The 13012-nt window shown below is 40.4% G+C and carries 12 protein-coding genes; 9 read left to right on the top strand and 3 right to left on the bottom strand.

Annotated features, from left to right (window positions below; all coding sequences use genetic code 11):
• Nucleotides 1-290 (bottom strand): inorganic phosphate transporter (locus AC220I_RS11090; RefSeq protein WP_486723897.1); only part of this gene is annotated, 290 nt, incomplete at its 3' end.
• 8 nt (nt 291-298) lie between these two features.
• Nucleotides 299-949 (bottom strand): DUF47 domain-containing protein, encoded by a 651-nt coding sequence (locus AC220I_RS11095; RefSeq protein ID WP_486723898.1) that lies wholly within the window; start codon nt 947-949, stop codon nt 299-301.
• 253 nt (nt 950-1202) lie between these two features.
• Between AC220I_RS11095 and AC220I_RS11100 the strand changes: the two genes are divergently transcribed.
• From AC220I_RS11100 to AC220I_RS11130, 7 genes are all read left to right on the top strand, one after another.
• A complete protein-coding gene (locus tag AC220I_RS11100) occupies nt 1203-2084 on the top strand; it encodes a substrate-binding periplasmic protein (protein WP_486723899.1) in 882 nt (293 codons plus the stop codon).
• Nucleotides 2085-2210: 126 nt separating this feature from the next.
• Entirely contained in the window at nt 2211-2870 is a 660-nt protein-coding gene (locus tag AC220I_RS11105; protein WP_486723900.1) for an amino acid ABC transporter permease, read from the top strand.
• A 16-nt stretch (nt 2871-2886) separates the two neighbouring features.
• The gene (locus AC220I_RS11110; RefSeq protein ID WP_486723908.1) at nt 2887-3639 is read left to right on the top strand and encodes an amino acid ABC transporter ATP-binding protein; all 753 of its coding nucleotides are present in this window, start codon (nt 2887-2889) and stop codon (nt 3637-3639) included.
• Nucleotides 3640-3891: 252 nt separating this feature from the next.
• On the top strand, nt 3892-5931 hold the full coding sequence (locus tag AC220I_RS11115; protein ID WP_486723901.1) for a sigma-54 interaction domain-containing protein: 2040 nt from the start codon (nt 3892-3894) through the stop codon (nt 5929-5931).
• Between the two features lie 183 nt (nt 5932-6114).
• The gene (locus tag AC220I_RS11120; RefSeq protein ID WP_486723902.1) at nt 6115-7407 is read left to right on the top strand and encodes a dicarboxylate/amino acid:cation symporter; all 1293 of its coding nucleotides are present in this window, start codon (nt 6115-6117) and stop codon (nt 7405-7407) included.
• A 17-nt stretch (nt 7408-7424) separates the two neighbouring features.
• On the top strand, nt 7425-8600 hold the full coding sequence (locus AC220I_RS11125) for a MalY/PatB family protein (RefSeq protein WP_486723903.1): 1176 nt from the start codon (nt 7425-7427) through the stop codon (nt 8598-8600).
• Nucleotides 8601-8629: 29 nt separating this feature from the next.
• On the top strand, nt 8630-9799 hold the full coding sequence (locus AC220I_RS11130; protein WP_486723904.1) for a trans-sulfuration enzyme family protein: 1170 nt from the start codon (nt 8630-8632) through the stop codon (nt 9797-9799).
• Between the two features lie 133 nt (nt 9800-9932).
• Here the strand turns inward: AC220I_RS11130 and AC220I_RS11135 are convergent, their stop codons facing one another.
• Nucleotides 9933-10796, bottom strand: coding sequence for a DMT family transporter (locus AC220I_RS11135; RefSeq protein WP_486723905.1), 864 nt, complete (start codon nt 10794-10796; stop codon nt 9933-9935).
• 140 nt (nt 10797-10936) lie between these two features.
• Here AC220I_RS11135 and AC220I_RS11140 point away from each other — a divergent pair, with 140 nt between their 5' ends.
• On the top strand, nt 10937-11797 hold the full coding sequence (locus tag AC220I_RS11140) for a LysR family transcriptional regulator (RefSeq protein ID WP_486723906.1): 861 nt from the start codon (nt 10937-10939) through the stop codon (nt 11795-11797).
• Between the two features lie 49 nt (nt 11798-11846).
• Nucleotides 11847-13012: PAS domain-containing protein (locus AC220I_RS11145; RefSeq protein WP_486723907.1), on the top strand; the 1166-nt coding region annotated here is incomplete at its 3' end.

Raw genomic sequence — 13012 nt, forward strand, 5'->3', positions numbered from 1 at the left:
ACTGGGAGGCCGTATTTTGTCATAATAAACACTGTAACAGCAGACGCTAAAGCGACAATAAAGGCACCCGGTAGGGAAGAGATTGCACCAAGTTTTCCAAGGGTATGGCTTGCCCCTGCTCCGCTTGAAACTGCACCAATAATTACAAAGATACTCATGATGATTGCTGCGGTCTTAAACCGCACGACCTTGGCACCTACAGCCGTTCCGAAGAGATTCGCTGCATCGTTTGCACCAAGAGACCACCCGAGAAACAAACCGCTGGAAATGTAAAATAAATTCATATTCATACAATCACCTAAATCTCTCTCTTAATGATAAAGATGGATAACTTATCGCCAATTAATTCTGCTTCGTCAGAAATGCCTGCAATCATGCTGATGAAGTATTTAAGTTGTCTCTTCTCAGCTAAATCAGATACGATTTGATCGTTAAAAAGTGCATAATTAATTTTTTCTTCCAATATATCTGATTCATGTTCGTAAAATTTGATCTTGCTAATATGGGCCGATGCTAAATGAAGCTCACCAAGAAAGGCGCGCGCAGCAAGTAAAAGTGCTTCAGCTGCCTTGTTGGAGTTTGAAACAAGGTTCAAGATGGTTGGATTAAGAGAAGTCGGAAAAATTGGTTTTTGAATGTGAAATTCTTTAGAAATTTCCTCAGTGGCATCTATGATGTTGTCGAGACTCTTAACCAATGAAAGTACATCAGCTCTTGTATCTGGGAGGAGCATAAATTTATAGAGTGATGTTTTAATTTCAACTTCAAGATTATCAGCTTCAGTTTCCAAAGTGCGTATTCTTTTAAAGGTTTCCTCAAAGGTTTCGTAATCCACATCTAGATAAGCGATGATTGCCTTTTCTAAAAGTAACAAACTTTGAGATATGGTATCTAAAAATTTCTCGATTTTTAGATTGAGTTCAATTGATTTTTTAAAGATAGAATTCATAAGCAGTCCCCCTTTTTATAAATGATACCGCGTTAGAGACAAGTCAAACGCTGATATGGTATGTATTAATAAGAAAATGTGAATATGTATGCGTAACTGTAAATCTTGAAATGACAGTGGTTCAAGCAAGGATTTAAAAAAATCTCGTCAAAATACAAAAAAATACTTGATATTTGATATCAATGCTAGTATATTAATTAGAAGAGATGTATAAATATGCTTTAAAATGTATTAAAATGAGGAGAAGGACACTATGAAAAAGATAATAGCGCTACTAATGATCATGCTACTTGCAGTAGGAATCGCAGGATGTGCATCTACAGCAAAGACAGCTACAGAAACGCCTGCAGAAGCTACTACACCAGAGGCAACTGCAACTGAAACGGCACCTGCAGATACCGTGCCGGTTGAAAAAAAAGTGATTAAAATTGGATTGGATGATGCATATCCACCCTTTGAATATCATGATGAAGCCACAAATGACCTCATCGGTTTTGATATCGATTTCACGAAAGCATTAGCTGAAGAGATGGGTGCAGAGATTGAATATGTACCAACGGCGTGGGATGGTATTTTCAACGGCGTTAATACAGGACAATACGATATGATCGTTTCTTGTGTTAGCATTACACCAGACCGTATAGAAGCATTCAGTATGACGGATCCTTACCTTGCTAATGGTATCGTTATTGTATCGGCTGCTGACGGTGAGCAAGCAACTTCAATCGAACAACTTGACGGTAAAAAAGTCGGTGTTCAACTTGAAACCACAGCAGATATTGCAGCTAAAAAGTTTATTGCGGATGGTGCTGATATTCAATTGTCACAATTTGATTCAGTAATGGAAGCCTTTGCAGCACTTAAAGGTGGCTCTATCCAGTATATCATGGTTGATAGCTCAGTTGGCGGTTTTTATATCTCAACAGATCCTGAATCTTTCAGCATCACTTCAGGTCTTTTATCAAACGAACCAATAGGCGTTTGTATCGCTAAGGAAAATACTGAATTACAAGCAGAGGTAAATGCGGCAATTGCATCACTTCAAGCAAGTGGTAAAATGACAGAGATATCTCAAAAGTGGTTCTCAGCTGACTTTGCAACAAATATTGATGCTGAAATTAATGTGATCGAATAAAATCCACGACTTAAAATGATGACCTGTCACGTAAATGTGGCGGGTCATATTATATATATCATTAGTTAGAAGGAAGTTCTATCCTTTGAACTTCTTAGCTGGAAATAGAGAGATAGGGGTAAATTTATGTTGAATGATATACAAATACAAGCCATATTAAAAGGAACCGGTTATACACTTATAATTGCAATTGTTGCCGTTATCTTGGGCACCATATTAGGGATGCTTGTGGCCATAGGCCGAATCTCAAAAAATAGACTACTAAATAAAGTGTCATGGGTTTACGTTTGGTTTTTTAGAGGAACACCATTATTATTACAATTGTTTATGATTTTTTATGCAATGCCCTTAATCGTTAAAGACTTGCTCGGAAAACCCTTCCCAATAAATCCCTTGATGGCTTGTTTTATAGCCTTCGCCCTGAATTCAACAGCTTACATGGCCGAATTCTTCCGCGCGGGGATCGAATCTATTGACAAGGGACAAATGGAAGCTGCAAGAGCGCTTGGAATGAGCTATAATCAAGCGATGTTTAAAATCATTATACCGCAATCATATAAGCGCTTATTGCCCTCTGTTGGCAACGAGTTTATTATGTTAATCAAGGATACCTCACTGGCGTCTACTGTTGCAATCTCAGACTTGCTCCGTACGACCAAAACCATGAGTAGCTCATCTGGCAATTGGATTTATTATGTCTATGCAGCGGGTATTTATTTGATTTTAACGTCAATCATCCAATTGGGCTTTGACAAACTAGAAAAGAAGGTGGGCGTATATGAGTAATACATCAAAAAAAGAAATGATAAAAGTCGTTAATGTCCATAAGGCCTTCGGTGACCTTGAAGTCTTAAAGGGTGTCGATTTTACTGTAAGTGAAAATGAAGTCGTCTGTATTTTAGGTGCAAGTGGTTCGGGTAAATCGACTTTGCTCAGATGCATGAACCACCTTGAGCGCATTACATCGGGCGAAATCTATATAGATGGCGAAATAGCGGATAAGCGTGAAAATGACAAGGATCTGGTCAAAATAGGACAAGAACATGCACAAGAACTTTGCATGGAACTCGGGATGGTTTTTCAACGTTTTAATCTCTTCCCGCATCTGACGGCGATTGAAAATGTCATGAAAGCGCCAATGCTCGTCAAAAAAGTAGATGAGGCAAGTGCCTATAAAGAGGCAGAAGCCCTACTTAAGTCAGTTGGCTTGCTTGATAAAAAGGATGAGTATCCTTCAAGATTATCAGGCGGCCAGCAACAGAGGGTTGCCATCGCTAGAGCCCTTGCCATGAAACCTAAAATCATGCTCTTTGATGAGCCGACATCGGCGCTTGATCCAGAATTGGTTGGAGAAGTCCTCGAGGTTATGAAGGACCTTGCGAGAAATGGTATGACGATGATCGTGGTGACACATGAGGTTGGTTTCGCTAAGGAAGTTGGCGACAGAGTGATCTTCATGGATGGGGGGATCATTTGTGAGGAGGGTACACCGGAAGCGGTTATCAATCATCCTAAAGAGGAAAGAACAAAGGCATTTTTTAGTAAAATCCTATAATGTTATGATGCTAAAACAAGCCAATTGAATGATAAGAGTGGCTTCAAATCCACTCATAAACCATAAATCGACCCCAAGAAGTTAGAGGATGAATACACTTTTTGGCAGTCGATTTTTTTCTGGAGCGATTTATGAGTAGATTTTTATGCAAAATATGGTATAGAATAAGGTATGCACAGATGGAATGAGACATTGCTTAGGACTTATCTGACATTAATACATATTTTAGTTTAGACCAGTTTAGGAGGAAGTATGAAGAAGAGACTCGGTATAGTGACCTCAAGCAAGGATGTCGGTCTAGAATACATCAATCAGATTAGAACAGCACTCGGCAACAGTTTTGACATCGTGTCCTATTCCTTTGAAGCCAATAACATTGATACAATCAGTAATGTGGATGCATTGCTCTTTAGTACAATTTCACAATATGAAATTCTCAAGAAGCATCTGTCAAAGGATATTGAAGTGATCATTTGTAAACTGACCATCTCAAAGGAGGGCTATAATCTCCTTAAAACGACTGTGATTAAAGGAAGCGCAATGCTTGTAAACTTGAGCTTTGAGATGTGTATTGAGACCATCGCAACATTGCAGCAGCTGGGTCTTGAGGGGATTGAATTGGTGCCGGTTTATCCAAACATGGACTCAATTCCAGACCTCAAAGTGGCAATTACCACTGGCGAGGTAGGCCATGTACCAAATGGTGTAACACAAATTATCGACTTGGGACATAGGAAGATTGACAAGAACACCATCCTAGAAATTGCAGTTGCCATGCAAATTGAAGATGTCTTAGCCACAGCTCGAGTATCTGAATACTTTGAAAACCTCGTATCCCATAACCATGGCGTTGAGTTTCTCATTAGTAAGTCCAATTTGCTCAGTCGGCATTTTAAAACCCTGCTTTCCATTATGGACAAGGGGGTATTAAGCATTAACGGCGCTGGTGTGATTGAAAATTGCAACCAAGTGGCAAGGGAAATGGTGGGTAGCAATCAATTGCTTGAAGGCATTAAGGCACAAACTGTATTCCCCATGGTGGATTTTAGTCGGTTTTTAAAGGCCAATAAACCGCTTTTAAATCAGCTTATAAATGTTGGGGAGAAAATGTTGACGGTATCCTTTGTGCCCATCAATGGTCTTGAGGATGCGATGCTTGGCACTGGGCTAGATGGCATTTACATGATCATAGAGAACTTCGAGTCTGAAGAGGACCGCCAAAATATGCTGAGACTGCAGCTCTCCAATAAGGGTCACGTTGCGAAGTACAATGTCGACCATATTATCGGTGAGGGAAAAGCACTTGAAGACGTTCGTGAACTCATCATAAGAATGGGCAATTCTAAATCCGCTGTACTGATCACCGGTGAAAGTGGAACTGGAAAGGAGTTGACAGCTCAGGCGATACACAACGCCTCTCCCTTTAAGGGCAAGCAGTTTGTGGCCATAAATTGCGCCGCCATATCTGCAAATCTCCTGGAAAGTGAGCTTTTTGGATATGAAGCAGGTGCCTTCACAGGTGCAGCCAAGGGTGGTAAAACGGGCATACTCGAACTGGCTCATAACGGAACCCTCTTCCTAGATGAAATCGGCGAAATGCCACTTGAACTTCAGGCTAAGTTGCTTCGCGTGATTCAAGAAAAGGAAGTGATGCGGGTTGGTGGCAATAAAATCATCAAAGTCAACTTTAGGGTCATTGCTGCAACGAATAAGAACCTACTAAAGGAAGTTGAGCTTGGTAATTTTAGGCAGGATTTGTTCTATAGATTGAATGTTTTACCCATTCATATACCACCCTTGAGAGACCGCGTTGAGGATATTGAAATTCTCATTGAAAACATTAAACACAAAGAGGGATATGAATTTGACCTTTCAGAGGAAACGCTTACGTTTTTTAAACACTATGATTGGAAGGGCAATATCAGAGAACTGAAAAACTGTATTGAGTACTTAGATAATGTCGGAAAATCATTGATAACATTGGAAGATTTGCCGCATTATATGCACCAGTCACCTCTGGAGGGGAAATCTGAAAACAAGGCCTTGTCTGGACCGCTGGATGAGAATGAAGCGTTTGTTTTGAGCCTGCTCCATGAGAGCTTTATAAAAAGAAAACGACTTGGCAGAAAGACAATATCAGAAAAGGCATTTGAAGCCCAGCTTTATTTGAGTGAGTATGATATACGGGCGATCATGAATAGCCTTAAGGAAAAAGACCTTATATGGGTGAGTTCAGGAAGAGGCGGAACCACCATATCACCAAGGGGAATCGACTTTATCAAGAATCATTAGAAAAAGGGTTAATTGGCGATTTAAATCGCCAGTTAACCCTTTTAAATTGTGTTTATTGGGATACATAAGTTTATTGATTTGCTATTTTAGAGGTTTTGATGCGTTTTAAGTATTTGGCATCAATATTGCACTATAGAATAATGCGTCGGCGCTGATGAAGAAACATTATATTGGGAGGTTAATATGTCTGAGTTTATTACAAAACGATCAATTTTTAAATCCTACAAATCTATGATTTTACTCTTAATTGGTATTGTCACAGGCTGTATTGTCGGTGCAGTCATGGGGGAAGATGCACAAATGTTCAAACCTTTTGGACAAATATTTTTAAACTTGATGTTTACAGCTGTTGTTCCACTCGTTTTCTTCAGTCTTTCAAGTTCGGTTGCTAAAATGACGAATATGAAGCGATTGGGTAAAATTTTAAAGAGCGCACTTATTGTATTCTTTGTTACAGGTATAATCGCTTCTGTTTTTATCATCGCAATCGTTACTGTGGTGCCACCAGCTCAAGGTGTCAGCATCGAAATGGGGACTTATGATGAAACAAGTCAGATGAATATGATGGATCAAGTTGTTAAAGCACTTACTGTTGGAGATTTCAATTTAATCTTATCAAGAAATGCAATGTTACCACTCATTATATTCGCAATTGCCTTTGGTTATTGTGTGAGTTTCGTGTCTAAAGAAAGGGGTTTAGTGACCAATCCTGTCACAGATTTTCTAGACATATGCTCGGATGCCTTTATGAAAATGATCAATTTGATCATGCTCTATGCGCCGATTGGATTGGGTGCATACTTTGCTTCATTGGTAGGCACATATGGGTCAGAATTGATTAATGCTTATGCGAGAGCCGTAATCATGTTCTTCCCAATCTGTATCGTTTATTTTCTTACTTGCTTTACGGCATATGCATACTATGCAGGTGGCACAAGAGGTGTAAAAGCATTCTATTCCAACATTTTACCTGCAGTAGTCACTTCACTTGCAACACAAAGCTCAATTGCAACCTTGCCGACAAACCTAAACGGCACAAAACGCATGGGCGTTCCAGAGGATATATCAGATATCGTATTACCACTTGGGGCGACAATCCATATGGATGGTACTGCACTTACAACACTGATGAAAATTGCATTTCTATTTGGAATATTCAATATGCCGTTTTCAGGATTGAGCACATGGGTCACAGCCATTGCCATTTCAGTTATGAGCGGTGTGGTCATCAGCGGTATTCCAGGTGGTGGTATGATGGGGTCTTTAATCATCGTTGGATTTTATGGCTTTAATCCAGATGTTATTCCAATTATCGTAACAATCGGAATGTTGACAGATGCAATTGCAACCATGGTAAATGCCACAGGCGATGCTGTAGCTGCAATGATGGTAACTAAACTTGTTGAAGGGAAAAACTGGATGGATCAGGGCTTTGAACAGGCCTATGCAAGTTTAGAGGACGTTAAAGTAAGTTAAAGAAAGGTAATTGATCAATGTACAAATTTGACGAAAAAGTAAATCGCACCAATACGAGTTCAGTGAAATATGAAGAGATGGATATAAAGTTTGGCAGATCAGATTTAATGCCGTTTTGGGTTGCTGATATGGATTTTAAATCACCGGACTTTATGCTAGAGGCACTTAAAAATAGAGCAGATCATGGTATTTTTGGTTATACCAAGCGCATGCCTGAATATTACAGTGCAATTGCAGATTGGCTTAATAAGAGACATGGTGTCATCGTGAGTCCAAGTGAAATTGAGTACGGGCCTGGTGTTGTATTTCTACTCAACATGATGATTCGTCTTTTCACTAAACCTGGTGACCAAATTTTAATTCAATCCCCTGTTTATTATCCTTTTAAGTCAATTATTGAAAAGAACAATCGCGTGGTTTCCGATAATGTGCTTATCTTCAATGGCGAAACCTATGAAATGGACTTTGAAGACCTAAAAAGAAGGGCAAAGGCACCAGAATGTACCATGATGCTTTTATGTAGCCCCCACAATCCTGTTGGGCGTGTATGGCAGGCATCAGAGTTACTGCAATTGGCGGAAATCTGCAAAGACAACGAGGTGCTCTTGATTTCAGACGAAATTCATTTTGACCTTGTTTTCAAACCCCATAAGCACTATTCTCTGGGAAAACTGGACGCTTCATTTGACAAGCACGTCATTACCTGTACAGCGCCTAGCAAAACCTTTAATATTGCAGGGTTACACAGCGCATATTGCATTGTCAAGGACAGTGAAAAAATGAAGGCCTACCGTGAAGAACTGGGGCTATTGGATTTAAACAGGTCCAATGTGTTCAGCAGAGAGGTCACTCAAGTGGTCTATGAGAAGGGCGCTCAATATGTTGATGAGCTCGTGGCATATATCAAATCAAACATTGATTTTGCCAACGACTACATCCAAAAACATATACCGAAAATTAAACCCTTGCCAATGGAAGCCACTTATCTAATGTGGCTGGACTGCAAGGCCCTTAATCTCACAAAGGATGAACTGGATGACCTCTTCATTAACAAGGCGAAGATCGCACTGGACAGTGGTCATTGGTTTGGTGATACAGGGCAGGGGTTCATGAGATTTAATCTTGCGTGTCCGCGGTCGGTCATTGAAGATGGCCTCAATAATTTAAGGATGGCCATAGATGCCGTTTCATAGAATAATCACAGACATAAGGAGACAGATAAATGAAATTTAATACGAAAGCAATTCACTTTGGCGCTATTCATGATAAGCACTTCGGTGCTCATGTGAGTCCTCTTTACCAAACTTCGACCTTTGTTTTCGAGGATTGTGCGCAAGGGGGAGACCGGTTTGCTGGACGAGATAATGGTTACAAATATACTCGACTTGGCAATCCCAACACCAATGAGGTTGCAGCAAGAATGGCAGCTCTAGACGATACGGATGCGGGTCTATATACCAGCACTGGCATGTCGGCAGTATCCACTGCGCTTTTGGGACTGCTTAAGGCAGGTGATCATTTTATTGCGGCAGATTGCTTATACGGTGGAACTGTGGCCGTGATCAACAAGGTAATCCTTCAGTACGGCATTGAAATGGACTATGTCAAAATTAATGATGAGAAGTGTTTTAGACAGGCCTTTAAGCCCAATACAAGGGTCGTTTTTATCGAAACACCTGCAAATCCAACCTTAGAGCTGATCGATATTGAAATGGCAGCCAAAATTGCACATGAACATGGTGCAGCGCTAATTGTTGACAACACCTTCATGACACCTTATCTTCAAAAACCCATGAGCCTTGGTGCTGATGTTGCCGTCTATAGTGTGACCAAATACATCAATGGTCATGGTGATGTGGTGGGTGGCATCATCACTGGTAAGCAGGCCTATATTGATAAAATCAAGAGCCCTCATCTATTGAATTTAGGGGGTACAGGCTCACCCTTTGATGCATGGCTTGTGACCAGAGGTTTAAAAACACTTGGTCTTAGAATGGATAGGCACTGCGAGAATGCCATGGCAGTGGCAAAATACCTTGAAGATCACCCAAAGGTTGAAAAGGTTTACTACCCTGGCCTCCAATCATTTCCTCAGTTTGAGCTGGCTAAGAAACAAATGACTTCTCCGGGTGGCATGATTGCTTTTGAACTCAAGGGTGGTTACGAGGCTGGTGAAAAACTGCTTAACAACTTGAATCTCATTTCACTTGCAGTTAGCTTGGGGGGTGTAGATTCACTCATTCAGCACCCTGCATCTATGACACATGCCGCTGTGCCACCTGATGAAAAGCTCAAAGCGGGTATTACCGAGGGTCTTGTGAGAATATCTGTTGGCATCGAAGACCTTGAAGACATCATCGAAGACCTAGACAAGGGATTTGAGTTTGTCTAAAATATATTAAGGATAGAACCTATAAGCACACTTTTTAAAGAGAAGGGTGCTTATAGGTTTTTTTTAATGTATGCATTAAATCACCATATGAAATAAGATCTGTTGAGGTTTTGTCTGGCTTTCTGTGGCCCACTCATGATCCAATAATGCATATGATGACCACACCTAAAAAGGTTAAGAAAACGCCAGATGCCTTTGAAAGACTCTGTGATTCCATTAAGAAACGCACACCCATCAAACTTCCAAATAGGATGCTCAATTGTCGCAATGGTGAAATGATGCTGATGGAGAGATATTTCATTGAAAAGAGGACCAGCAAATAGGTAAGTGGAGACAGAATGGCAATAATCAAAGCCTCTTTAAAATGATGAGTAAGGGTATATTTTACCTGGTGATGGTTGAGTAGGGCAAGTGGTGTTAATGTGATCATACGGCCTAGGTTATTGAGGAAGTCCAAGAGGAAGGGTGAAATCATCAAGATGGCCATGGCATATTTATCGACAAGTGTATAGGCTGAAATCATTGTTGCGCATACAATTGCAAAGCCTATCGCTTTTGGCATCTTTGTAAGGCCTCTGACCCTTAAACCCGTAACAAGAAAGGTGCCCAGTATGATAAGACCAATGCTGAATAATTGGAATAGCTTCAGATGCTCATTAAAAAGAACTATGGCAAAAACAATGGTGAAGATTGGTGCAAGCCCCCTTGTTATGGGATAGATGACAGATAAGTCTCCATAGAGATAAGCACGGTCTAAAAATACAAAATAGAATAAATGTGTTGTGATACTCATTGCACAGATCAGCCAGCCCAATGGGTTCTGAGATTTGAGCAGTGTGAAGAAGTGAAAACTGATGTAGGGCAAGTAGAGCAAGCAGGTTAAGGTGGTGAAAAACCATACGAAGACGATGCCGCCATTCACCCTTTTTAAGATGTAGTTCCAGTATGCATGCATGACACTTGAAGCAATAACAAGTAATAGTGATATTGAGTCCATTTTACCTCCCGATTTGACAGATTAAGATTATAAATTAAGCGAACTGCAGTCTATAATTAAATGATAATTTATAATATAATATTCAACAAACAGATATTTTGAATAATAAATATCGAAATAATATATATATGGAGGTACTAATGTATTTGATTGGAATTGAAGCCTTTCTTGCGGTTGTGGAAAGTGGCAGTATCTCAAAGGCAGCAGCGCTTTTACATATTTCTCAATCTTCGGTGAGCTATCGACTAAAGACATTGGAGGCTGAGCTTGGTTACAAATTACTTGAACGCAATCAAGGGGTTCGTGGTATCATATTAACAAACAAGGGCCATCGATATTTAAGTGTGGCAGAAAAATTAATGGTCTTGAAGCGTGAAACTGAGAGCATTCAAAAGGTTGTCGATAAGATGGAGATCAGATTTGGCGTGGCAGATAGCATTAGCCTTTTCGTATTGCCTAAAATCTATAAGCATATATTTGAAACCTTTCAAGAGGCCAAGCCCCTTATATTGACACAACACACATTGGAAACTTATGAGAGTGTGAAAGCAAGAACCATTGACATGGGGTTTGTGAAAAGTGAGTTCAGTATGCCAAATGTCATTGTAAAAAAATGCCTTGAAGAAGAGATGATTCTCGTGCGTTACGGAGAGCCTTCACAGTATCTTAAAAGGGTAGACCCCTCTGAGCTCAACAGCAAGAATGAAATCTATATGGACTGGGGCTATGCCTATCAGATTTGGCATGATTGCTGGTGGGCCCCTAACGATTATCTGGTGAGAGTTGACGCTGCCCACCTTGTTTTTGAACTTCTTGATTCTGAAGAAAAATGGGCTGTGGTCCCAAGGTCCATCTTTGATGCCTTAGCCTCGACTGGACCTTTTACGGCACAAGAAATTACAGAAAAACCGCCCAAGCGTTCTTGTTACCTAATCTATAACAAGTTGATGGACCCGTTCAAGCAGGCGGTACTGAATGAAATCCTCGACTACTTCATTTAAACCGCTTCATTGAATGTAGAAAACAACCTAATTTTAGGGGGATTAAGATATGAAAAACATGAAGCTTCAGCAAAAGCTCACCATAGGCATTATTTTTGTGATCATATTCTCCACGGGCATAAGTAGTTTTTTCGTGAGCCGATTTGAACTGAGCAGGATGGAGGAAATTACCGAGGCCAATCTCTTTAATGTTGCAAGCGTGATTGCAGATTCAAACGTCATCAGTGAAGGCTTATATCATAAGTCATCACAAGCAATTCAGGATTATGTTGAGGCCAAGTTAAATGCTTTAATTGATGTGGAAATCATAACAGTTGCTGACATGAATGGCATCCGATATGGACACCCCAATCCCGACCGAATCGGAGAGACCTTCGTCGGTGGTGATGAGAAGAGGGTGGTGGAAAAAGGGGACATGTACGCTTCAATTGCTACGGGGACATTAGGGCGTTCGGTAAGAGTCTTTGCGCCGGTATATTATGAGAACCAACAAGTTGGTTTTGTCATGGTAGCCCACCTCTTTGACGATGTGGTCATTACACGAAAAAGTATTGAAAAAAGTATTATCTTTTATACCATCATCGGCATTATCATCGGAACCCTTGGTGCAATCATCATATCAATTTTTATTAAAAAGAGTTTAATGGGGCTTGAACCCTTTGAAATCGTCCAGCTTTATCGAGAAAAGGATGCCATGATCAAGTCCTTGCATGAGGGCATATTGGCCATTGATCAGCATGGCGATATCACTTTAATCAACGAATCGGCCATTAAAATATTAAATGTTAAGGACCACGATGTCATCGGCAAGAATGTCTTGGCCTTGTTTCCCACCACAAAGCTCACAAGAGTGCTTGAAACGGGTGTGGCGGAGTATGACAAGGGTCAGAAAATCAACGGGGCACATATCATGACCAACCGAGTCCCCCTTATGGATGGCGATAAAATCGTAGGGGCCTTAGCCACCTTTAGAGATCGAACTGAGGTCATTGCCATGGCTGAGGAAATCACAGGCGTTAAGCAGATTGTTGAAGCGCTTAGGGCCAACACACATGAATTTATGAACAAGCTTCATGTCATTATTGGCCTTATTGAAATCGGCGATGACAGCCTTACGAAATCCTATATTTTAGATTTAAAGCATTCCCAGGAGTCTATTAAAGAAATGGTTTTTGAAAAAATCGACAATCCCATGCTGGGTGCTTTGCTCATTGG

It is taken from the genome of Fusibacter sp. (assembly GCF_057447755.1).

What these genes read in the sequence shown, in the direction of transcription:
- AC220I_RS11100 (WP_486723899.1), top strand. Translation starts at nt 1,203, where the DNA reads ATGAAAAAGATAATAGCGCTACTAATGATCATGCTACTTGCAGTAGGA.
- AC220I_RS11095 (WP_486723898.1), bottom strand. Translation starts at nt 949, where the DNA reads ATGAATTCTATCTTTAAAAAATCAATTGAACTCAATCTAAAAATCGAG.
- AC220I_RS11105 (WP_486723900.1), top strand. Translation starts at nt 2,211, where the DNA reads ATGTTGAATGATATACAAATACAAGCCATATTAAAAGGAACCGGTTAT.
- AC220I_RS11120 (WP_486723902.1), top strand. Translation starts at nt 6,115, where the DNA reads ATGTCTGAGTTTATTACAAAACGATCAATTTTTAAATCCTACAAATCT.
- AC220I_RS11125 (WP_486723903.1), top strand. Translation starts at nt 7,425, where the DNA reads ATGTACAAATTTGACGAAAAAGTAAATCGCACCAATACGAGTTCAGTG.
- AC220I_RS11130 (WP_486723904.1), top strand. Translation starts at nt 8,630, where the DNA reads ATGAAATTTAATACGAAAGCAATTCACTTTGGCGCTATTCATGATAAG.
- AC220I_RS11135 (WP_486723905.1), bottom strand. Translation starts at nt 10,796, where the DNA reads ATGGACTCAATATCACTATTACTTGTTATTGCTTCAAGTGTCATGCAT.
- AC220I_RS11115 (WP_486723901.1), top strand. Translation starts at nt 3,892, where the DNA reads ATGAAGAAGAGACTCGGTATAGTGACCTCAAGCAAGGATGTCGGTCTA.
- AC220I_RS11140 (WP_486723906.1), top strand. Translation starts at nt 10,937, where the DNA reads ATGTATTTGATTGGAATTGAAGCCTTTCTTGCGGTTGTGGAAAGTGGC.
- AC220I_RS11110 (WP_486723908.1), top strand. Translation starts at nt 2,887, where the DNA reads ATGATAAAAGTCGTTAATGTCCATAAGGCCTTCGGTGACCTTGAAGTC.